Genomic DNA, 22,558 nt, shown 5'->3' with positions numbered 1-22,558 from the left:
GGAAAGAAATAATACCAGATGTTTATTATTTTAGACCTTAATATGCCTAAACTAAACGGTATCGAGTTTTTATCTATCTTAAAAGCAGATGATGTATTAAAATATATACCAGCAATTATCTTAACTACTTCTAACAATCATAGAGACGTGATGGAGTGTTATAAAATAGGTATTGCGGGCTACATTTTTAAAGCCTTTGAAATATGAGGATTATGTAGATAGGATAAAAAAAATACTAGACTATTGGAGCACGAATGAATTAATTTCTCAGTAAAAATAAGTAGCGTTATTTTTTGAATCTAGTACTAGAGATAAGAATTAAAGCTTTAAAATATTTTTTGTTTTTTATGTCATAAACAAATTGAAAACCACTTGAGATTTAAAACATTTGTAGTGTAAGAAAAAAAGTAGTACTTTACGTTACAATTCTAAAAGAGTTGAATAGCTGGAATTTGAGTTGGGTTTAGCAGTAGTCTTATCTACTTTTCGTAATCAAAAACATTCGAAATAATAGAATGTATCCAGATGCCGTATTCATGAAATTTTTAAAACTAAGGAGGTAACAACATGGAAAATTCTCAATTTCATTTTGATAGTGAAACATTCAATAGGATTTTCCCTTTTTATGTTTTACTAGACCACAACTTACTTATTCAAGACCGAGGTGAAGGTTTAATCAAAGTACTTCCGGACTTAAAATGCAGAGGATATTTCCTGAGATCATTTACAATTACCAATCCATTTATCGAAGAGCTAAATGTTGACAATTTTTATAAAGTTACCAATCAATTAGTTATAATAGAATCTGTTAAAGATAAAATTTCGCTTCGAGGACAATTTGAAAACTATGAAAGTGGCTATTTATTTATAGGTAGCCTATCGCATACTTCCTTGAATTATTTTGAAGAAAAAAAAATCTCTCTTTATGATTTCGCTAACTACGATGCAGCATTACAAAATTCTTTGAATACAATACATCAGCAAGAAAATCAATTAAAAGAAGCCAATAAGAAAATTGTTGATATTGCTCTTTTTACTACTCAAAGTCCAGATCCATTAATTCGGATTGATTTTGAGGGACATCTATTAAAAATGAATCCAGCAGCCGAAGATTTAAAAAATCTTATATTTCAGGGAATTGATTATGAAATTGAGGATTTTTTAAAATTTATCATTCATCAAATTGATAAGAGAAAAGAAAGATGGATGTTTGAGGCGGAGAATAATGGTAAGTGCTATTCTTTTGTTTGTAAAAGTCTGCAACAAGAGGGCTGTGTAAATATCTATGGACGAGATATTACAGAACAAAAAAGAAATCAAGAAGAGCTAAATAAGTTGTCCTTGGTAGCAAAAACGAATAAAAACGGCATTGTATTCACTTATCCGGATGGAAAGATATTTTGGTGTAATGATGCATATCTTAAATTGACAGGATATGAGAACGATGAAATCATTGGTAAAACACCTGTTGAAGTAGGTTCGGACGCTCTATCGAATAAAGAGGAGATCCACAGAATGATCAATGCATTTTACGAGGGAAATACTTTTGAAGTAGAAATTTTGCATGCTAAAAAAAACGGTGGCACTTTTTGGTCTAAAACAGTGGGACAACCCATTTTTGATTCCTCCAAAAAGGTGATTCAATATTTTGCAATGATTGAGGATATTTCTGAAGATAAACAAAAAGAAGAACAACTTTTATTACTTTCCTCGATAGCAGATAAAAATATTAGTGCAGTCATTATTTGCGACAGTGAAGGTAAAATTGAGTGGGCCAATAGTAGTTTTACCACAATGACTGGCTACTCCAAGGAAGAATTGATTGGTAAGAGTCCTGGTCGTTTATTACAAGGTGAAGCAACCAATCCAAAAACGATTGCTTATTTAAAGAATCAAATAAAACAAGGACTTCCTTTTACTTGTGAGATCTTAAATTATACAAAATATAAAAAGAAATACTGGGTTAGAGTACAAGGACAGGCGCTTCATAACAAACAAGGAGAGGTGATTAAATATTTTGCTATCGAAGAAAATATAAGCCAAGAAAAAGAGTTCAATCAACAGCTTATAGATTCTGAGAATCGTTTAACGTCATTAATAACCAATCTTCAATCAGGCATTTTACTAGAAGATGAGGATAGAAAGGTGCTAATTGCCAATAAAAGGTTTTGTAATTTATTCGATTTTAAAGGAGAACCAGAAGAGATGATAGGTTTTGATTCTAAAATGGCTACTGAAGAAAATAAACACTTTTTTAAAAGATCAGATGAATTTATTGAAAGGGTAGAAGAAATTTTAAGAAATAAAAAAAACGTCTTTTCTGAAGAAATTGAATTGGCCGATGGACGCGTTTACGAAAGGAGTTTTATTCCGATAGCCAAAGGCAAGAAAAATGATGGTCATTTATGGAGTTTTGAAGATATTACCATCAAGAAAAAGTACAAAGAAAGTCTAGAAGCAGAAAAAGAAAAATATAGAAATATTATTGCCAATATGAATATGGGTTTATTGGAAGTAGATATGGATGACGTAATACAATTAGCCAATCAGTCTTTTTGTGATATGAGTGGTTTCTCTTTAATTGATTTGTTAGGCAACAATGCATCTGAAATTTTGTTGCATCCTGAGGATAAAAAATTAGTAAATTTTAAAAATAAAGAACGGGTTAAAGGTAAGTCAGATTCGTATGAAGTTACTTCTATCAATAAAAAAGGAGAGACAAGATATTGGTTAATTAGCGGCGCTCCAAATTATAATGTAAATGGTGAAGTAATTGGTTCGATAGTTATACATTTAGACATAACTCGACAAAAGAGCCTAGAATTGCAAAAAGAAGAATTACTTAAAAAATTAGAAAAACAGAACGAGCAGCTCAATGATTATGCTCAAATTGTATCGCATGATTTAAAGTCACCACTACAGAGCATACATTCTTTAGTTACATGGATTAAAGAAGATAATGATAAAGAGTTTAATGCGCAAACGAGTCAATATCTTGATATGATTGAAGACAAAGTCGAGAAAATGGATCATTTGATTGAAGGAATTCTAACTTATTCTAAAGTAGATGATATTGAGATGATTACTGAGAATATTAATTTGAATGTTGAAATCAATAAAATAATTGATATTATTCATATACCTAAGAATATTGAAGTTATAGTAAAAAAAGAACTACCGACAATCAAAGCTGAGCGATTTAGAATGCAACAGTTGTTTCTAAATATCATCAGCAATGCGGTGAATTATATTGATAAGCCTCTCGGAATTATTCAAATAAGTTTTGAAGAGGAAAAAAAGCATTATATTTTTGCTATTAAGGATAATGGTCCTGGAATTGCTGCAGAGAATCAGGAAAAAATTTTTAAAATATTTCAGTCTTTTACATCTAATAAAAAATCAACAGGTATCGGATTGTCTATTGTAAAAAAAATAGTCGAGAATTACAAAGGAAACATTTGGATAGAAAGTGAACTGACTAAAGGTACAACCTTCTTTATTAAATTACCAAAATAGAAACTATGAAAATAATTCAAGCTTATAAAAAAAAGAATGAAAATTGGCAGTACCTAACAAATAAGGAAAAACTAAAAAATCCGCTGGTACTTGTTTTTGCCAATAGGATGCAATTAGAGCTTCCAGAAGTCATTGATGCTATTAGAAACGAGTTTCCTTATGAACATCTGGTTTTTGGCTCTACAGCGGGTGAAATTTTAGATGCAAATGTCTTTGATGATTCTATTGTTGTTAGTGCTATAGAATTTGAAAAAAGTACGTTTGCAATTAAAACCGATAATATTTTTAATCATAATAAAGATGCAAATGCTTTAGGGGAATCTCTTTACCAACAAATACCCAAAGAAAACTTAAAGCATTTATTTGTACTTTCAGAAGGTAGTTTCGTAAACGGAAGCTCACTTATTGAGGGTCTTGAGAATGGCATTCAAAATAAAGTGCCTATCTCAGGAGGAATGTGTGGAGACGATGCAAAATTTGAGAAGACATTGGCTTCTTATAAAGAAAATCCAAAAGAAGGAGAAGTCGTTTTAATTGGGTTTTATGGAGAAACTTTAGAAATTTCGTTTTCCAGTTTTGGAGGATGGAGCTCATTTGGTCCCGAAAGAATTATTACCAGATCAGAAGCCAATGTATTGTATGAAATCGATGGACAACCTGCTTTAGATTTGTATAAAAAATACTTAGGAGACAAAGCCAATGAGTTGCCGCAAGCTTCTTTGTTATATCCTTTAAATGTTACGCCCGAAGGTAAATCACAAGCTGTAGTTCGTACCATTTTAAATATCAATAACGAAGATCAGTCGATGATTTTAGCTGGAGAAGTGCCTGAAAATGCCAAAGTACAGCTCATGATGGCTTCTGTAGATGCTATCGCCGAGGGAGCTTCACAAGCGGCAATGTTAGCAATGCAAAATAGAATAAATCACCCACAACTTGCTTTACTAGTGAGTTGCGTAGGAAGAAAATTAGTTATGAATCAACGGGTTGAAGAGGAAATAGAGCAAGTGCAAGAAATAATAGGAAATGAAGTAGCAATTACCGGGTTTTACTCGTATGGCGAAATGGCTCCATTTAGCGAGAATACTTTTTGTGAATTACATAATCAAACCATGACTTTAACCCTAATCAGCGAATAATGAATACTCTTTTAAAAAGGCAAATTGCTAAATTTATAAACCCTGAGCACTTAAAAGATTTAAAGCATTTTTTGCAGGCAGTCAATGAATCTTATGATAATCACGAGGATCAGATGAACATGTTGCAGCGAGCAATGAAAATTAGTTCTGATGAACTTTTCCAAGCCAATAAAAAACTACGCGATGAAGCCAATAGTTTAAAAGAAATAAATTCAAATTTGACAGAAATATTGAATTCTATGAATTTGGATGCTGAAAAATTAGGTAATGAAAAAGATTTTAATCAATCCGATTTCTTAAAAAAACAATCTATAGAAATTGTGACTATGAATAAGCAAAGAGAAGAATTACTAAAGAGTTTAGAAAATCATAATAAAGAACTTAACGAATATGCTCATGTTGTTTCTCATGATTTAAAAGCACCACTCAGAAATATAGACACCCTTATTAATTGGGTCATTGAGGATAATAAAGAAATGGGTGAAAGTTGCTTAAACTCGCTTAATCAGGTACTTTTTAATGTCGAAAAAATGGATTTGCTCATCAAAGGAATTTTAGATTATTCTACTGTAGACAAGTTAGAATCTGAAGAAAGATTAATTGATCTTAATGAGGTAATTGACGAAATAAAGAGAGATATTCATATTCCGAAAAATATTGAAATTTCGATAATCAATGATTTACCAAAAATAAAAGGAAATACATGGCGATTCAAACAATTAATGCAAAATTTAATTGAAAATAGCATCCATTATAATGATAAGTCTCAAGGCCAAATTGAAATTGGTTGTAGAGAAAAAGAGCAAGATTTTGAATTTTACATCAAAGATAATGGCATCGGAATCGCTGAAAAATACCACGACAAAATTTTTAAAATATTCACAAAATTAGAAAGCAACAATCAAAATTCAGGAGTAGGGCTTTCTATAGTTAACAAAATTATTGAGTATTATAAAGGTTCGATCTGGCTTGAAAGTAAAGAAAACATTGGAACAACATTTTATTTTACCTTACCTAAAAACTATGGAACAGCCTAATTTAAATTATATTGACCAACTCTGCGGAGAAGACTATGCATTTAAGCAAAAAATGATTGCAATTATTAAAAAAGAACTACCTCTTGAAATAGATTCCTATCATAAATGTATGCAAGAGCAGCATTATAAGCTGGCAGCAGAGTGTGTTCATAAATTAAAGCATAAAATATCTATTTTAGGCCTTGAAAAAAGCTATGATATTACTCATGAATACGAAAATTACTTATTAAATGGCACACTTGGATCTGAAGACAAATTTGAAAGTATTTTACAGTTAATGCAAAATTTTGTAAACGATTTGTAAAAAAGCTTAGTTTACGAATGGTATTATTATTGGCAGTTAATACATATATTATGATACTTTACATTCTCCTATTATATGTCAGAGATATTAAAAAACAAATAGAGTCAAAATAATCTTTAACCGTTTGTCATAAAAGTACTTTTTTAATAAAAAAAGCGAAAAGCAAGTTATGGTTTTAACTTGCTCTATACTTTACTGGTTGTAGTTTTTTACCTGTAATGAAGTGCGATTTGGCCAATTTGACCAATAATTTTTATGGAATCTTTAAATGACAATTTCGAACCATCCATGTGAATCCATCTGTTTAAGGGTTTTTCTAAAATTAACTCTTGAGTCTTCGTAGAGCCATATATTTTTTTCATCCGCATAAAAATCTCTACATCAAAAACCCATTTTGTTATGAATTTTTCATTAAAGGTTTTTTCTATAATTTCTTTTGTCATTATTTTGGCGCCACATTGTGTATCGTTAATTTCCATTCCAAGAATTTTTCTAATGATATAATTTATAGTTTTGCTAATAATAGCTCTTGCGGATTGTTTGGTAATATCAGCTCCCATTCTTGAAATTCTGGAGCCAAAAACCAATTTGTATTTAGAGTTATAAATTGTATCTGCCAAATCTTGAAAATCATCGAAATTGGTCGATAAATCGGCGTCTAAAAAACCGATGTAATCAAATTGATTTTGCTTGGCCAAGTGTAACATTCCCAGACGGACAGCTTCGGCTTTTCCACCATTTTTTTTACAATCATAAACGCTAATATATTCTTCTTTTCCTTTTGTTAATTCATGCAATACAGCTAGTGTATTGTCTTTACTTCCATCGTTTACAAAACACAAATGGTAACCTAAATTTTTATGTACAAAAGACTTAAATTCATCACTAGACAAACGAGTTTCCTCGTTATAACACGGAATAACAACTCCAATACACTTGTTTTGGATATATCGCTCTTTCGAATTGGGTTTTTCCGTAACACTTTTTTCAATAGTAGAGCCTATTAATCTTTTTACTCTCGCACCAATTTCGCTTAAACTCAAAGGCTTCTTCATGTAGTCATCAATACCTAAATCAAAACCTTTTATAATGACTTCTTCATCAGTATTACCAGATAAAACCATTACAGGAGTGTTGTCTTTTTTGATTTGCTTGATATGTTTGACTACCTCCAAACCAGATTGATGCTCATTTAAAGATTCTGTATTAGAGAGATTAGACATATTAATGTCAACAATAACTAAATTTGGCTTTTCACTGTCATATTTAGCTATGGCATCGATTATATTGTCTGTACTTATAACTTCATATCCTAAACCACTTAGCAATTTTTCTAAAGACAACAAGACCAATTGCTGATCATCTACTATTAGTATTTTCATAATATTACATTTAAGTTTATTGTATTGATTTAAAACATTCTATATACATCATTATAATTTTGTCCATTGATAGGGCGCTTGCAGCCTGAAAATTAGCAATTGCTAATTCTTTTCGATAGGTATCGTTTGAAATAATTTTGTCAATCGCTATAGCTAAAGAATCGGCACTTTCCGGATTAAAAAATTCTCCTTTATACCCTTCATCTTTAATTAGCAAGGCCAAATCACCTAAATCAGGCATGATAACTGCTTTGCCGTAGCTTCCTGCTTGATGCAAAACTCCAGAACTACCAGTAGTAGATGTATAAGGGAATACCACAATTGTACTATCAGTAAAAATTCGTTCTACATTATTTTCTTCAACATAGCCGGTAAAAATTATTCCCTCAACGTTTTTGTATTTTTCTTGTACTCCATCTAAATATCCAGGTGTGTTTGGACTATCTGTTCCAGCAATCACGACTTCTAATTTTTCTGGATTTGTTTTTCTAACAATTTCGACTGCATCAATTAAAATTTCGACTTTTTTGTAGGTTCCAAATTTACCAAAAGCCATAATTTGTTTAGGGCCAGATTTAATTTCAAAATTAGGATTTTTGACTGATTCGAATGTCCCATGTGGAATTAGCATTACATTTTTGGTATGGTATTTAGCATTTAAAACATCCACATATTTATGAATAGTTACAGCAACTTTATTGGCTTTCAAAATGCATCTGGTAATGTTAGTTCCAATAAAATTATAGATCTTCTGCATGAATTTACTCTCTGTGAATCCTGCTTTTTCTAGATCAACTTGCTCTAAAATGTTATGTAATAAAACCACTGTTTTGTATCCAAAAAATCTCAAAATCATGGGTAACAATAATCCCAAGGCAGAAGGTGTTTTTTTATCTCCAAATTTTACAAACTGAAGATTAAACAAAATCACATCTGGTTGTTCTTCTCGAACTGCATTAAGAACAGAAAAAATAGTGGTGTAACTGTTAAATCTCCAACATTCTTTTACTTTTACCTTTTCTTTTTGGTCAAAGTCTAATTGTTTCGCTTCAGATGTTTTATCGGATAATAAAATTAATTCGGATACTTCTGAGTTTTGAACAAAGTTTTTTACCAAATGATAACCATATTCATTTAGTGTAACTTTACTTGGCGGAAATGCAGTGACTACAGCTACTTTCATATTTAAAATGTTACTTTTTATTGTTATTAAAAAAGAAAAAAAACAATTGAAATAATAATAATACCACCATCGCGATGATTTGCATAACAACCACTTGTTCGAGTGAATTATGATAGAGGACTATTAGAATTATTTGTGTAAGTCCCAGAAAGGCTGATATTACAACAGGCACATACTTATTTATAGAAAGAAAATAGTAAGCAAAAATATTTGCGATAGCAAAAATTGAAGTTGCCAATGCATATTTCCACAACAAAAAAGCTATGGGTAGGTATTTCTCGCCAAACATTAATCGCACTACAATTTCTGGAAATAAGAGTGCACTTAGAACAATTATTGTAGACAAGCAAACAATATATAAAACATATTTTAATAGAATCGGAAGTGTATCTTCACCCTGTTTTTTTAACTGTATTACTTTGGGCAAAAGGAGCATTACAAACATCCAAGCGACAAAATATACTACCCTGCCTATTAATGCTAAACAAGCATATAAGCCCGCTTTTTCATTATCAAAATAATGTTTAACCAACATAATATCACTATTGTTAATGATGATTTGCGTTAATTCATAGAAGGCTGTTAAAGCGAAAAATGTAATAATGGATTTTGTATCTAAATTGTCACTTAGAGTCTGTTTGTTTTTGCTGTTAATTATTTTTTGAAAGGGAATCAAACCAAAGACAAAAGAAATTAAAATTCCTACTGCGATGATAATAGAAGATTGAATTTGAGGTAAAAGGTAGAGTAACAAAAGTGTCAAAATCAAACGACATAACATTTCAAAATAGTAGGTTTTTGACAAATTTCTCAGATCATTTTTCCCCTGATATAAACCCCTATTAATACTCATTATAAAATACATTGGAAGTCCCAAACCAAACAAAACGAACATTAGTGAGGTTTTGGTTTTAAAAATTTCTTGCAATTGATGGCTGAATACTACTACTGTAAATCCCAGTATTACACCGAAGAGGAGTGCATACTTAAAAATAAATTTTAAAAAAACATGCAATTGCGTTCCTTCTAGCAAAACGGCATATTTAGCCGCAGTAACCTGAAATGTCATTCCAACAAAAGACAATACTAAAAGCAAAGTTATTAAGATCGCAGCGTCAGCAAACTCAGAAGGACCAAGTATTCTTCCTAATAGCAAATTGTACAAATAATTTCCTGCATTTACAAATAAAATTGTAAGCATAAAAAATTTTTCCGCAGTGATCTTTTTATAAGTATTTTTAATATTCAATTCAAGTGTGTAGTATTAAAAAAATAGTATGATGAAATTTTAAAAAGCTTATTCTTATAAACAAATATAAGAAAAATAAGAAAACTTTAACAAAAATGAAAAGGAATTTATAAGATAAATTCCTTTTCGGCAACAATTAACTAAATCAACATATTTATTATGAATTGTAATTTTTGAAATTAAAAAGTACTTTCAACGAAAGTCTCTACAAGAGATTTAAACAAAAGATGTTTTGTTTTTTTGAAAATAACATCACTGTGATGCTCTAATTACATGATTCTGGCAATACTTATTTTAGAATATTATTCTGATGTAAAATTAGAGCTCTTGTATGACTTTTTTTGATATTTTAGATGTTTGGTACTGTTTCTTTCGATGAAAGGACATTTTGTACAGTTATATCGTTTTCTTCTATAAGACGATATCCCTATATTTACAAAAACAATAATGTAAAATAAGAGTGATTGAAAGAAACTTCTAATAAATATTTGATAGTAGCCTTACTTTTTGGATTGACTTTCCATGGCAGCGCTATTTTTTTTACTTTAGAAAGTTCTTATGATGCTTTAATTCACATGTTTTTCGGAAATCATTATGCCCACAGTTGGTTTGAACCTTGGAATTATAGTTGGTATACGGGTTTTAATGTGATGAGTTATCCTCCATTAGTGCACCAAACCATTGGATTACTTTCTTTAATTGGAGGTTTGAAATTTGGTATGTTTACTGTTGCCATCGTTGGGATTATTTTATTCATTGCAGGAACTTTTAGATTTTCACTTTTAATAACTGGAAATAGAACCGTTGCAGGTTATTCTGCTATTCTGGCAGTGGTTTCTTCTTCTTTTGTAGAAACATTGCATATTTTTGGACAGCTTCCCAGTATTATTGGAGTTTCTGTTTTAATGCATGCACTTCCAGAGATTTATCTTTTTATCAAAACAGGCAAAAAGAAATATTACTTCACCTCTCTGTCTTTGATGGCCGTAACCGTTTGTTCGCATCATGTTACACCTTTATTTGGAATGGTATTTTTTGTTTCGCCTTTAATCGGTATGATAGTAATGGATACCGCTCGCGAAAATGTCAATTCATTCAAGGAAATCACATTCAAAATATTCTATAAAACATTTCTATCATTATTAAAACGGATTATTCTTTTCTGTGGTAGCGCCGTTTTTCTGCTAGTATTTTGTATACTGCCGTATTGGATTAATTCTAAAGCCAATCCCATCACTCAGGTTCCTATTCCGCATGGAAGTCGCGACAATTTTATAGAAGTAACCTCTTCTGGCTTGATGTTCTTCTTGATACCTTGGGGAATATTACTTTTTATATTGCCTTATATATTTTATAGATATTACAGCAAAAGGTATATTTTTTTCGGATTATCCTTAACCTTGCTCACTGTTTTAGGAACGGGCGGCACAACTCCAATTCCCTTAGCAATTTTAGGAGAAAATGCTTTTAATATCCTAACCTTGGATCGCTTTACACTTTGGGCTTCTATAATGAGTTTGCCCATTTTTGGTGAATTTGTGTACCGATTAGTTGAAGGTGACTTAAGAACGGCTTTGCAAGTAAAATTTGGGAGTGTTTATAGGAGGATCCTAGGCGGATTATTTGCTGGTTGCTTTTTGTTTTTTGCAGTGTTTACCATGACGTTAGGGTATTTTAGACCATTGCAACCGCAAAAAATTAACTTTTTACCAATTGTCAATTTCTTAAATCAGGATCAACACGATCACTGGAGGTTTTTGCCATTAGGTTTTGGTGATCAGATGGCCTACTTATCGACACAAACAAAGGCAATGACGGTTGATGGAAATTACCATTCGGCAAGAAGATTACCAGAATTGACTTCTCGTGCAGTAGAACGGCTGGAAAACTCCAAATTTCGAGGACTTGAAGGTATTGGTTCATTGCAGCAATTTCTAACGGTTCCTGAAAAATATAATTTGAAATATGTTTTTTCTAACGATAAATTTTACGATCCAATTCTCTATTTCTGCGGTTGGCATCGATTATCACAATTAGAAAATGGTATAATGGTGTGGGAAAAACTAAATGTGCAGCCCTTGTCTAAAATTCTTCCAAAAGATGAAGTACCGATCTATTTGAAATTAATGTGGGGAATTATTCCGATGTTAACCATTCTTCTGGCTTTTATACTTAATGTTCAGATGATTTGGTTGCAGGCCTTAAAAATAAAGCCTTTAGAAAAACCTTCTTTCAATAAGTATGGAATTGTTTATGCTAATTTTCCAAGAGCGATGATAAAATTTCTACACATTTGGACAGGGATTTTACTACTAATTATAAGCTTTGGAGCATATCGCATTTATATCAAAAATGCTGTACAGATTAGTCCTGAAAATGTTGTAAAAGCATATTATGATGCTCTAGATTTTAAGTTTTATAATAAAGCGCACTCTTATGTTGTTCCTAATAAAGAATACTCGGTGGCTCAGTTTATGCTGGAAATTTCTGTTTCGGATGGTGTTCTTAATTCTTACGCCAAGTTAGATGCTATCGAAACTAAAATTGTTCAGCAAAGTAAAGACAAAGCTAGAGTTATTGCAACGACCAAGTGGGTTACACCATTAGAATTAATTGAAAAAAAGTACATACATGACGTTCAGAAAATAAACGGGAAATGGTTTATCATTCCAGATAAAAAAGATACCGATATTCCTCCGCACGAATTCATGTCAGAGAATATTAATTCGTATTACAAGCAAGGGAGACGAAAGATAACTACCCAGCAGACCTATCATGAAGATGTACTGCGCCAACCAGATTTAGAAATTATATCGGCAAGTTTGGTAAAAATTGACAGTCAATATATAGTGATTGGTGAAGTTCAAAATATAGATAATGTTCCTGCAGATGTGGTCTTGAAAGCTACTTTATATGACAGAAATGATAAATCGATTGCCGTATTCAACGCAAAGTATACTATTAAACATAAATTGATGCCAAAAGAAGTCACGAGTTTTAAGGTGAATTTTGAAGATATTGCGTGGTTAAAGCCAACTGATGTAAAGCCAACAACTTTTAACCCCAATGAATTTACACCAAAAGAATTGAAAAATATTCCCGCTACATTTGATATTCAAAGTGCTGGAAATGTCGCAACCACCGACTTGTATAATTCGGTTGCTATTTCAGATTTAGTGATAGATAACAACCAGATCAAAGGTACTTTATTCAATTACGGAATTCAAGAAGTAACCATTCCAGAGCTCTTAATTTCGTATTACAATGATAAAAAAGAATTGGTTTATGTTGATCACCAGTTTATAAAAGAGGGTGTTCGCATTCAGCGTAAGCAATATTTTACCTATAATTTGCTAAGAGATTTGAATCCTGTGATTATAAAATCTTCAACAGAAAATTGTTTTGTAAATGGTTTAGAATCAGAAGCTCTTGCTCGTGCGGTAATTCCGGTACGAAACAGTAAACAAGAAAGTGCACAAATGCAAAGGGTTAAAGGACATAAAGGGTATTCGTTTATTAAAATTGAAATTAATAATTACATTGGAAATCCTAGATAATGAAGAATAAAATCTATATATTTTGTTTTTGTTTGTTTACCATATTATTGGTATCAGTCACTTTATTGCCTAAAAAACAAACGGGCGCTATTATACTAATTACGCAACAAAAGACTTTTATAGCAGGTGCCAAAATAGCTTTAGATTTTGAGGTCAATACGTCAAATAGACCGCAGTTGTTTTTAATTCATTCTTTAGGAAAAACACTTTTAGATGCCACCGTTAAAAATGATAAATTAACTTTTGCCCTCCCTAAAAGTTATGCTAAAAAATCGGGTCGTATTGATTGGTTTTTGGTTGTAAACGGAGAAAATAAACTACAGGGAAACTTTGAAATTTTGCCCAATAACGACACTAAAACGGATATCGAAAATTATTTAGGTCCACCAAGTACATTGGTAGGTGATGGTCATTTTGTAATGTACGTTACCATTCCGACAGATGGCTTTGATAATCCGAAACCAGAAAATACTCCTGTAATTTTTAGAAGTCAGTTTTTAAATACTATTACAAATCAAACGGTAAAAACGAAAAATCTCATTGCTTGGAAAATAATTGATGCTCCTACAAAATCTGGAATAGTTTTGGTTTCTGCTCAATGCAATGCTACCATTACTAAAGAATTTAACGCTGTAATTTTTCCTGGAATCGCTACAAATTTCATAATTTCTTTTACTAGAAATCATCAATATGCTGATGGAAATCAAATTACGACCTTAAAAACAGCTGTTATTAAAGACAAATTTGGTAACGTTGTAAGCGACGGAACCATGGTCTCATTTGTGATTTCTACTGCTAATAATATGGTTTTAAAATCATTTGGCACAACTATAAACGGAGTTGCAACTGCTCAGATTTTGCATCCTGATCACCAAGATGTTTATACTGCAAAAGCGTATGTAGCGGGAATAGCAGAAAGTAATTCTATAGCAATTAACTACGAACCGATTAATCCGAAAATTGAATTTGAATTTTCAAAAGATAAGCGCACTATAATAGTCGGCCCGTTGCGTAGTTTTATAAATCAGTTAGTTCCAGACGGAATTAAAGTGACTCTAAAAGTGTATCATCATAATCAACTCATAGCGACTTTGCAAGAAGATAGCGTAAAAGGCCATGCTGTTTTTACTATTTCATCTGAATATTATAAAGAAAAAAAATATTCATTTGAAATTTCAACCTTAGGAAGTATTCAAAAAGTAGAAGAAAAAAATTATGATAGTAATTAACAATAAAAATAATTATCGGGCAATTTTAATAGTTTCATTTATTGCGATTAATATTTTGGTATTATTTGGAATGAGTGAAATTTTGGGCTACTTAAATTCGGGAGCAGATAGAAGTTCGATGCTGCATTTAGAGAAAGAGACTTTAGATACATATTTACCCAAAGTAACGTGGGAAACCTTCAAAAATCAAGGTAGACGGATGGAAAATCAAACCATCCAGAAAATTGAGAAGCATTATTTGTTTTCTTATGTAATAAAAAATAATGCTCTTAAAAACAATGTCAATGATGGAATTGACGATTATTTTACAGAAAGTTCGAGAAAGCAATTAGAACAAATTATAGCCTATAATAAGGCCAAAAAAATTTCGATCCAGAGTACAATAATAGAACATCATGCATCGTTAGATTTTTATAGCGAAGACGGCCAACAAGTCGTTATTACCGATAAAAATGTAGTTGAATTTCAAAATATTTATCAAGATAACAAGCTTATAACTTCTGTTCGGGATACTGCAAATTATAAGGTTTTAATGTTGCTAGAGGATGGTTTTTGGCGTATTCGACACTATGTTCGGATGCAAAAAGAAAAGAGTTTGGTTGCTGTAGAATTGAATAAAAAAATATACACGGTAAAAGGAAATGAAATTTTAAAAAATGGTGCTCCCTATATCATAAAAGGTATTAATTATTATCCTAAAAATTCTGCTTGGGATATGTTTGGAAATAAATTTAATAAAGATACTATAGCTGCTGATTTTGATATAATAACAAAAGCAAAACTCAATACGATTAGGATTTTTGTTCCTTATGAAGAATTTGGTAAAGCAGAGGTTTCAAAAGAGAAATTAGATAAGGTAAAAATAGTTTTAGACTTGGCCGAAGAAAAAAAACTAGCTGTAATCGTTACATTATTCGATTTTTATGGAGATTATGCTCCAGAAAGCTGGACTTTAACTCATCGACATGCAGAGAAAATTGTAACGACTTTTAAGGACTGCAAAAATATTATTGCTTGGGATATTAAAAACGAACCTGATTTAGATTTTGAATCACGTGGGGAACAAAATGTAAAGCCTTGGTTGGAACAAATGATTGCAGCAGTCAAGAAATTCGATGCTAATCATTTGGTCACTATTGGATATTCTAATATTGCATCGGCAGAGATACTAAAAGATAAGGTAGATTTTGTATCGTATCATTATTATGAAGATATTTCACTTTTTGAAGACAAACTTGCTGTTTTAGAAAAAGCAGCCAAAAAGCCTTTGGTAATGCAAGAATTTGGGCTTTCGTCCAATCGAGGACTGTGGAGTTGGTTTGGTAATTCAAAAGAAAAGCAGGCTAATTATCATAAAAAAATGCAATCTATATTCAAAAAGAAGCAACTTGCATTTGTTTCCTGGACTTTATATGATTTTCCGAAAGTTCCAGATAAAGTTGCTGGAAAATGGCCGTGGATAAAAAACAAACAAAAACAGTTTGGATTCATCGATTCAGAAGGAAAAAACAAACCTTCTTTTTTGTATATAAATTATTGATTTTAATTTTTAAATAAAAACAATTAAGTCTTTTTATTTGACATTGAATTAACTTTTAAAATAGTACTTCACTAGAATTACATCGCCTTTATTGATTTTAATTTTAAAAAAACGTATAGCTTTTGCGGCAAAAAAGGAGATCATATTTTTGATACTTAGCAAGTCTTTTTTGAATTTGCAGGCAATTTTAAAATTGATTTTTAAAAAGGCAAAAGTCCAACAATAAAGGGCAATGTAATTCTCTAAGTAGTCGCATAATATTGGTACAAACAGGTTAATGGCAGTGACATAAATGAAATAAAAAAAAGTGTTTTAGTTTGTCATCTTTCAGACAGCTCTTAAAATTCTTTCTTTTCTTAATAGTATTACATACTCAGCAAGCTAAATCTGTTATTCATAATTAATTTTACTATTTTGTTTCTTAATTCTGATACAAATATACGTTCGTTATAAGATTTTTTTTTATTTTTTTTCGATTATCCGCACTTTACTGTAGACGAATAATCAATGTTTATACTTAACTTGCAGTTAATTACAAAAGATATGTTTAAAAATGAACATTAAAAAGGAAATAGTCTTAGTTTTTTGCTTTCTTCTTGGATTATCAATTCAAGCGCAAGATATGCAAGAGGGTTTTACCAATTTAGAGAAAGGAGAATTTGCTCAAGCCGAAATTTTTTTCAGCAAAATTTTAAAGACATATCCAGATAATAAAACGGCAAAGCTATGTTACGGTAGAGCTGTCGGTTTAAATTCAAGTCCTGAAAAAGCCACAGTAATTTTTTCTGAACTACTAAAAAAGTATCCAGATGATTTTGAAATCCAGTTGAATTATGCTGAATGCATGTTATGGAATAAAAATTTTTCTGAGGCAAAACCTTATTACTTTGGCCTGATAGCAAAGCATCCCGAAAGTTTTCCGGCTTTACTAGGCTATGCAAATACTTTGTCTAATTTAAAACAATATGAGGAGGCTTTAATCTATGTAAATAAAGCTTTGGCAGTTTCTGTTAAAAATCCAAATGCCTTAGTTTCTAAGAAATACATTCGCATGGGATACGCCAATCAATTGGTACAACAACAAGATTATAAAACTGCACTTTCTTTATTAGATGAAAATTTTGAGGATTTTCCGAAAGACAAGGAAACATTAATGAATAAAGCTAATATTTATTTAATCACTAAGGATAAAAAAAATGCAACCAAGGTATATCGAGAATTAGCAGTATCCAAAAAGGATAGCTTGTTTTCTTTAAACGGATTGTCATTAGTTTCGCATATAGCCGAAAGAGATAGCGAAGCTTTATCTATAGCCAAAAAAGCATTAAAAAATAGCCAATTTATTGAGGACATAAAATTACAAAATCAAACAAAAGAACGCTATGTTCAGGCACTAATTTGGAATAGAAAGTACAAAGAAGCAGCAGCAAAAATAAAGGAATACCAAATTAGTAATCCCAATGAAAATTGGGTATTAGCGCTTTCTGCAACTTTAGGAATGTATCGTAGTGATTTTAAAGAAAGTATTGCTGACTACCAAAATATATTGGTCAACGATGCAAAATCATTTGATGGAAACTTAGGAATATCGAATGCTTACTTTGCAGATGGCGAACCATTAAAAGCTTATGAAGCAGTTGATACTACCTTGAAAATATTTGAAAACCAAAAAGATGCTATTGGATTTCTAAAAAAATTAAATGAAAATTTCACACCAAGTGTAGAGGAGATAATAAGTTATTCATTTGATAATGGAAAGAATGAAGCCTACGCTAATAATACAGTTTTGAATTTTCCAATATCGACGAAATGGGCTTTTTTAGGAATGTATCAATACAGAAAAACTGAAAATACAGTCACTAAAAATTCGGCAGTCTCTAATGACTTCAAGGTCGGCGCACAATGGCAATTTCATCCCAAAATAAATTTTAATGTTTTAGTAGGTTCAAGTAATGCAAGATCTTTCGTTAGTAATTATAGTCAATTATTAGTAGACGTATTTTTCAAAATAAAGCCCTTAAAATTGCAAGATTTAGAATTAGGGTATAAGCGAGATATTCAGAACTTCAATGCTGATCTGGTAAGTAGAGAGATAACAGCTAATAATTTTTATTTCAATTATAATATTGGCACAAACTTCAAATTAGGATGGTTTACACAATATTATTACAGCGCGCAAAGTGATAGTAACCAGCGAAACTTATTATTTACCTCATTATATTATAATTTTTTATCAAAACCAATTTTGAAAGCAGGCTTTAATTATCAATTTATTGCCTTTCAAAAACAATTGCCAACAATTTATTTTAGTCCAAGTAAATTTAATGCTTATGAGATTTTTGTTGATTTTTTGAAAGATGAAAAATCGGCTGAAAACAATGCTATCTTTTACACACTAAGTGCTGCAACAGGATTTCAATACATTGAAAATGATAGCAAGCAATCGACTTATCGAGTGCAAGCTAAATTTGGCTATAAATTTTCAGATCGTTTTTTGGCGAATTTTTATGGTGTTAAAAGTAATATTGCGTCTGCTACTGCTGCCGGGTTTCAATATACAGAAGTAGGTTTGCGTCTTAGATGGATGTTGACATCTAAACCAGTATTCAAAGTGAAGAAAAACGAGAAATAAGAGCTTTTTTCAACTTAGTATTAAAGAAGTAGTATTTTCTTTTATAAAAATGCTACAATAAGTTCAGTCGTTTCATTAAATCTGGTCTATTGGCGCGACTTACAGGAATGACGTCTTTGCCAATTAAGACACTATTGTCTTCAATGTCAATAATTTTTTTTGTATTGATAATAAAGGAACGATGCACTTTCAAAAACAAATCTTTAGGTAATTTGTGTTCTATTTTTTTAAGGGTTGAGTGGACCACATAGTTTTTGTTTTCCGTTTTGATATGAATATAATCTCCTTTAGCTTCTATAATATTGACGAAAGCAAATTCAATTTTGATCAGACGGCGATCAATATTGATGTAAAATTCGTTTGCATTATCTTCATTAGCACTTCTATTTAAAATTGTTGTTGTAGTATTCGCTTTTTGAATTGCTTTTTGAAAGCGATCTTCGGTAATTGGTTTTACTAAATAATCTACAATACATTCGTATTCAAAAGCTTCGATAGCAAAATTTTTATCAGAAGTTATCAGTATAATTTTGGGTGGACTTTTAATTGTTTTAATAAAATCAAAACCTGTAAAATCAGGCATGTGGATGTCTAGAAAAATTAAATCGACATTATTTTCATTTAAATACTTTATGGCATGAATAGCATTTGAGAATTCTTTTAACAAGTTTAATTGAGATGTATTTTCAATCATTTTTTCTATTATGGATCTTGCCATTTCTTCGTCATCAATAATAATGCAATTCATAGTTTAATAAGATATTATAATTATATTACAAGTCTATTGTAGTTCCTAAAAGTAATCTAAAGTTCATATTGTCGGTTAGTACTATTTCTTTTTTTAATTTTCTTCTTATTTTTTAGCAATATATGAACTTTTTGCAAGACCTAATATGGAAATTTTAGATTTTAATTTTTAAATGATTCTAAAAAAGTTTTTTTGAATAGTTTAAAGTAAAAGTTTAATTAATCTTTCTATTATTTTAAAGTGTTTTGCAGTTTCTTGTTGGTTTTTTTGAAATTATTATTATTATTATTATTATTATTATTATTAAGATTTTGTTAATATATCAGTATTGATTTCTAGATTACTGATAGTTCGGATATTTTTAAATCTTTGAACCCAAAAATATTTTTGCGACAATATCTAATCTAAGATTAATCCATAGTGAATTTAGAATATTGTAAGCGATTTCCCTACTAAATTAAGTTGTAAATTACTTATTACGATAGAAGTGGCAAGAAGTTTTTATTGTTTTAAAGCGGATTTGTATTGATGGAATGTAATTTAAAATTTTTTGATATGCAATAATTGAAAGCTTAAGATATTTTGCTTATCTATATTTTAATATTATTTCATTTGCTGTAATTCGATCTGAATTCAAGCTCTATTCGCTTGCAGATGATAAGTTCGATATTCTTTAATTTTTTGTTCAACGTCAGTAGGCTAGAAACCGTTTGTCGATATTTTTTGGTGATTTGCCGTAACTTGTTAATGACTTAACGAAAATGTTTAATCGTCTAAAAAAATAGATGATAATTTTGGTATTAGATAATAGATTTAACTCATCGATATGTATTCAGAAATATTTATTATAAAAGTATTTCAAATTGATCAGTACAAATAACTTTTTTAAAAAATAGTATACCTTATTTATTAAATTAATTTAAAGTTTTTAATTGCAAAATGCCAAAAGTTTAATCTCATTGTTTCTGTAGGTAAAAGTTTAATACTTATTTGCAACCAATAATATGAAGCAAATAATTTAGTACAAGTGGCTAAATTTTAACTATAAGTTTTAATATTTTTTTTCATAACATTAAATATTATATAGTATTTAATTCGAATTTCAAATTAATAATCCTTGTGGTTATTGATGTCCGTGGATGATTAAAAAAAAAACTCTTTTTTTTAAAATTAGCAAGATTTTGCTTTTTATTTGTAAGTTTGTGATGTTGTTTTTAGTTTTTTTTATCGGAATTTTTCTTCGTTATAAAAACCAATTTATAATTTATCTCGTATTTTAATTTGATATCCAATTTTTAATTAAAATTTCTATAGTATGAATAATTTTACACTCATTAATTCTGTAATTAAAAGTTTATTATCGATTTTCTATTTTCTATTTAGCAAAGGACTATTGATTTTGAATAAGTTATTAAATTTTAATTCTTTTTCTTTTTTTACAAATGTTTTTTTTCTTTTTAATATATCATCTTCAATATATGCTCAAGCTACTATTGTAACAAATCCATCAAATTTGCAGATAAATACCGCTTTAAATGGGCCTGGAATAGTTATCGTTGGTGGAACATTGTCGGGAGCAGCAACTGCCGCAACATTGCGTGCAAATCAAGTTGCCACCTTTTCTAATGGTATTAGTGGCGCTGGTTTGCAGATACCGAGCGGTGTGTACTTTACTACAGGAAGTGCCCCTTTCGAATTAGCAAACAAAAATACTGCTGTCCAAAATAGTTTTAACCCTGCTGGAGCTACAACATTATCAGATCCCAATTTATCTTTAATTGATCCTACCGCAACACGTGACTTAGTATCGTATTCTTTTACAATAACTTTAGCACCGAATGTTTCGGGACTACTTTTTAGTTATCAATTTGGTTCAGAGGAGTTTCCAGATTATGTAGGTTCTAATTTTGATGATGCTTTTGGTTTTTTTGTTTCGGGGCCTGGTATTTCTGGAATTCAGAATTTCGCAACATTGCCAAATGGTAATGCCACATCAATAAATAAGGTAAATTCTGGTATTCCTGGATTTAGCTCACCGGCAACACCTGTCGCTGCATACGATGGTTCTCAATCTGCTTTGTATATCAATAATGGTCACATTACAACTACTACTGGAGGTAAATATAACCTGAATACAGCGCCTCAACCAGGACCTTTCCCAGTTTTTACAGAACATAATGGTTTAACAAAGTCGATAAAGAAATCCATTGCTGGCTTAACTCCTGGAGGAACTTATACTTTTAAAATTGTAATTGCTGACGCTGGTGATGCATCGTTGGATTCGGGTGTTTTTTTAGATATTATAGAGGGTATAATTTCTGCCGATCTCTCTGTTTCTAAAACTGTAAATAACCCAAGTCCAAATGTGGGAAGCAATGTTGTTTTTACACTCACAGCAGGCAATACTGGTCCTGGTAATGCACCAAATACCAAGGTTACTGATTTGTTACCAGCTGGTTACACTTTTGTGTCTGCTACACCAAGTGTTGGGACATACGATTCCTCGACAGGGGTTTGGGATATTGGTTTATTAAATATAGGCTCTTCCCCAACTTTGCAAATTACTGCTACGGTAAAAGCTGCAGGTCCTTATTTGAATAGTGCTTCTATAGCATCTCCAGATATTGCAGATCCTACCCCTGGAAATAATACCTCTAGTGTTACCCCAACCCCGGTTGCGCAGTCTAATGTTGGTATAACCAAAACCGCAAGTAGCGCTACGCCTAATGTTGGCAGTAATGTTACTTTTACTTTAACAGCAACCAATGCAGGTCCAAGCAACGCAACAGGAGTAAGTGTAACGGATATTTTACCTTCCGGTTATACTTTTGTAAGCGCCAGCACAGCTTCAGGAACCTATACAAGTGGAACAGGAATCTGGGCGATTGGTGCTTTAGCCAATGGATCGAATACTACCTTATCTATCATTGCCACAGTCAATGCCTCTGGAACGTATACCAACAGTGCGAGTATAGCTGCCAATGAAGCAGATCCTACCCCTGGAAATAATACCTCTAGTGTTACTCCAACACCTATAAATAT

The 22,558-nt window shown here is 31.0% G+C and carries 13 protein-coding genes and 1 pseudogene; 10 read left to right on the top strand and 4 right to left on the bottom strand.

Annotated elements, in window-relative coordinates:
- Window positions 1-24: 24 nt before the first annotated feature.
- The 5 genes and pseudogenes from BOW57_RS19685 to BOW57_RS19665 all read left to right on the top strand — a co-directional run.
- Window positions 25-274: pseudogene (locus BOW57_RS19685) on the top strand (response regulator); the annotation flags it as partial.
- Window positions 275-567: 293 nt separating this feature from the next.
- Window positions 568-3,516: a PAS domain S-box protein gene (locus BOW57_RS19680; RefSeq protein ID WP_051885884.1), complete on the top strand. Its 2,949-nt coding sequence runs from the start codon at window positions 568-570 to the stop codon at window positions 3,514-3,516.
- 5 nt (window positions 3,517-3,521) lie between these two features.
- Window positions 3,522-4,655: an FIST signal transduction protein gene (locus tag BOW57_RS19675; RefSeq protein WP_035625437.1), complete on the top strand. Its 1,134-nt coding sequence runs from the start codon at window positions 3,522-3,524 to the stop codon at window positions 4,653-4,655.
- A complete protein-coding gene (locus tag BOW57_RS19670; RefSeq protein WP_035625434.1) occupies window positions 4,655-5,692 on the top strand; it encodes an ATP-binding protein in 1,038 nt (345 codons plus the stop codon). The genes BOW57_RS19675 and BOW57_RS19670 overlap by 1 nt, the downstream gene beginning before the upstream one ends.
- Window positions 5,679-5,996: a hypothetical protein gene (locus tag BOW57_RS19665; RefSeq protein ID WP_035625432.1), complete on the top strand. Its 318-nt coding sequence runs from the start codon at window positions 5,679-5,681 to the stop codon at window positions 5,994-5,996. The genes BOW57_RS19670 and BOW57_RS19665 overlap by 14 nt, the downstream gene beginning before the upstream one ends.
- Before the next feature lie 209 nt (window positions 5,997-6,205).
- On the opposite strand, the gene BOW57_RS19660 is transcribed toward BOW57_RS19665, so the two are convergent.
- From BOW57_RS19660 to BOW57_RS19650, 3 genes are read right to left on the bottom strand one after another with little or no spacing between them, the layout of a single operon-like run.
- Entirely contained in the window at window positions 6,206-7,378 is a 1,173-nt protein-coding gene (locus BOW57_RS19660) for a response regulator (RefSeq protein ID WP_035625429.1), read from the bottom strand.
- Window positions 7,379-7,394: 16 nt separating this feature from the next.
- Window positions 7,395-8,561, bottom strand: a complete 1,167-nt coding sequence (locus tag BOW57_RS19655) for a glycosyltransferase (RefSeq protein ID WP_035625426.1) — start codon at window positions 8,559-8,561, stop codon at window positions 7,395-7,397.
- A gap of 10 nt (window positions 8,562-8,571) precedes the next feature.
- A complete protein-coding gene (locus BOW57_RS19650; protein WP_070905681.1) occupies window positions 8,572-9,762 on the bottom strand; it encodes an oligosaccharide flippase family protein in 1,191 nt (396 codons plus the stop codon).
- Between the two features lie 512 nt (window positions 9,763-10,274).
- Here BOW57_RS19650 and BOW57_RS19645 point away from each other — a divergent pair.
- From BOW57_RS19645 to BOW57_RS19630, 4 genes are all read left to right on the top strand, one after another.
- Window positions 10,275-13,367 carry a membrane protein gene (locus BOW57_RS19645; RefSeq protein ID WP_035625420.1) on the top strand — a complete coding sequence of 1,031 codons (3,093 nt, stop codon included), beginning with the start codon at window positions 10,275-10,277 and terminating at the stop codon, window positions 13,365-13,367.
- The gene (locus tag BOW57_RS19640) at window positions 13,367-14,596 is read left to right on the top strand and encodes an Ig-like domain-containing protein (protein ID WP_089052223.1); all 1,230 of its coding nucleotides are present in this window, start codon (window positions 13,367-13,369) and stop codon (window positions 14,594-14,596) included. The genes BOW57_RS19645 and BOW57_RS19640 overlap by 1 nt, the downstream gene beginning before the upstream one ends.
- Window positions 14,583-16,136 carry a cellulase family glycosylhydrolase gene (locus BOW57_RS19635; RefSeq protein WP_089052222.1) on the top strand — a complete coding sequence of 518 codons (1,554 nt, stop codon included), beginning with the start codon at window positions 14,583-14,585 and terminating at the stop codon, window positions 16,134-16,136. Before BOW57_RS19640 ends, BOW57_RS19635 begins: the two co-directional genes overlap by 14 nt.
- Before the next feature lie 553 nt (window positions 16,137-16,689).
- Window positions 16,690-18,768: a tetratricopeptide repeat protein gene (locus BOW57_RS19630; RefSeq protein ID WP_035625418.1), complete on the top strand. Its 2,079-nt coding sequence runs from the start codon at window positions 16,690-16,692 to the stop codon at window positions 18,766-18,768.
- A 52-nt stretch (window positions 18,769-18,820) separates the two neighbouring features.
- On the opposite strand, the gene BOW57_RS19625 is transcribed toward BOW57_RS19630, so the two are convergent.
- Window positions 18,821-19,516: a LytTR family DNA-binding domain-containing protein gene (locus BOW57_RS19625; RefSeq protein WP_035625416.1), complete on the bottom strand. Its 696-nt coding sequence runs from the start codon at window positions 19,514-19,516 to the stop codon at window positions 18,821-18,823.
- 1,513 nt (window positions 19,517-21,029) lie between these two features.
- Between BOW57_RS19625 and BOW57_RS19620 the strand changes: the two genes are divergently transcribed.
- Window positions 21,030-22,558 (top strand): DUF11 domain-containing protein (locus BOW57_RS19620; RefSeq protein WP_164973745.1); only part of this gene is annotated, 1,529 nt, incomplete at its 3' end.

Origin of the sequence: Flavobacterium sp. YO64 (genome assembly GCF_004119505.1) — a bacterium.
GTDB classification, from domain to species: Bacteria; Bacteroidota; Bacteroidia; order Flavobacteriales; family Flavobacteriaceae; genus Flavobacterium; species Flavobacterium oncorhynchi.
Note: the sequence above shows the minus strand (reverse complement) of the source record. Positions and strands in the feature narration are given on the sequence as shown.

Bases quoted from the DNA above. Each gene is read 5' to 3' on its own strand.
- BOW57_RS19680 (WP_051885884.1), top strand. From the start codon at position 568: ATGGAAAATTCTCAATTTCATTTTGATAGTGAAACATTCAATAGGATT.
- BOW57_RS19675 (WP_035625437.1), top strand. From the start codon at position 3,522: ATGAAAATAATTCAAGCTTATAAAAAAAAGAATGAAAATTGGCAGTAC.
- BOW57_RS19670 (WP_035625434.1), top strand. From the start codon at position 4,655: ATGAATACTCTTTTAAAAAGGCAAATTGCTAAATTTATAAACCCTGAG.
- BOW57_RS19665 (WP_035625432.1), top strand. From the start codon at position 5,679: ATGGAACAGCCTAATTTAAATTATATTGACCAACTCTGCGGAGAAGAC.
- BOW57_RS19660 (WP_035625429.1), bottom strand. From the start codon at position 7,378: ATGAAAATACTAATAGTAGATGATCAGCAATTGGTCTTGTTGTCTTTA.
- BOW57_RS19655 (WP_035625426.1), bottom strand. From the start codon at position 8,561: ATGAAAGTAGCTGTAGTCACTGCATTTCCGCCAAGTAAAGTTACACTA.
- BOW57_RS19650 (WP_070905681.1), bottom strand. From the start codon at position 9,762: ATGCTTACAATTTTATTTGTAAATGCAGGAAATTATTTGTACAATTTG.
- BOW57_RS19640 (WP_089052223.1), top strand. From the start codon at position 13,367: ATGAAGAATAAAATCTATATATTTTGTTTTTGTTTGTTTACCATATTA.
- BOW57_RS19635 (WP_089052222.1), top strand. From the start codon at position 14,583: ATGATAGTAATTAACAATAAAAATAATTATCGGGCAATTTTAATAGTT.
- BOW57_RS19630 (WP_035625418.1), top strand. From the start codon at position 16,690: ATGAACATTAAAAAGGAAATAGTCTTAGTTTTTTGCTTTCTTCTTGGA.
- BOW57_RS19625 (WP_035625416.1), bottom strand. From the start codon at position 19,516: ATGAATTGCATTATTATTGATGACGAAGAAATGGCAAGATCCATAATA.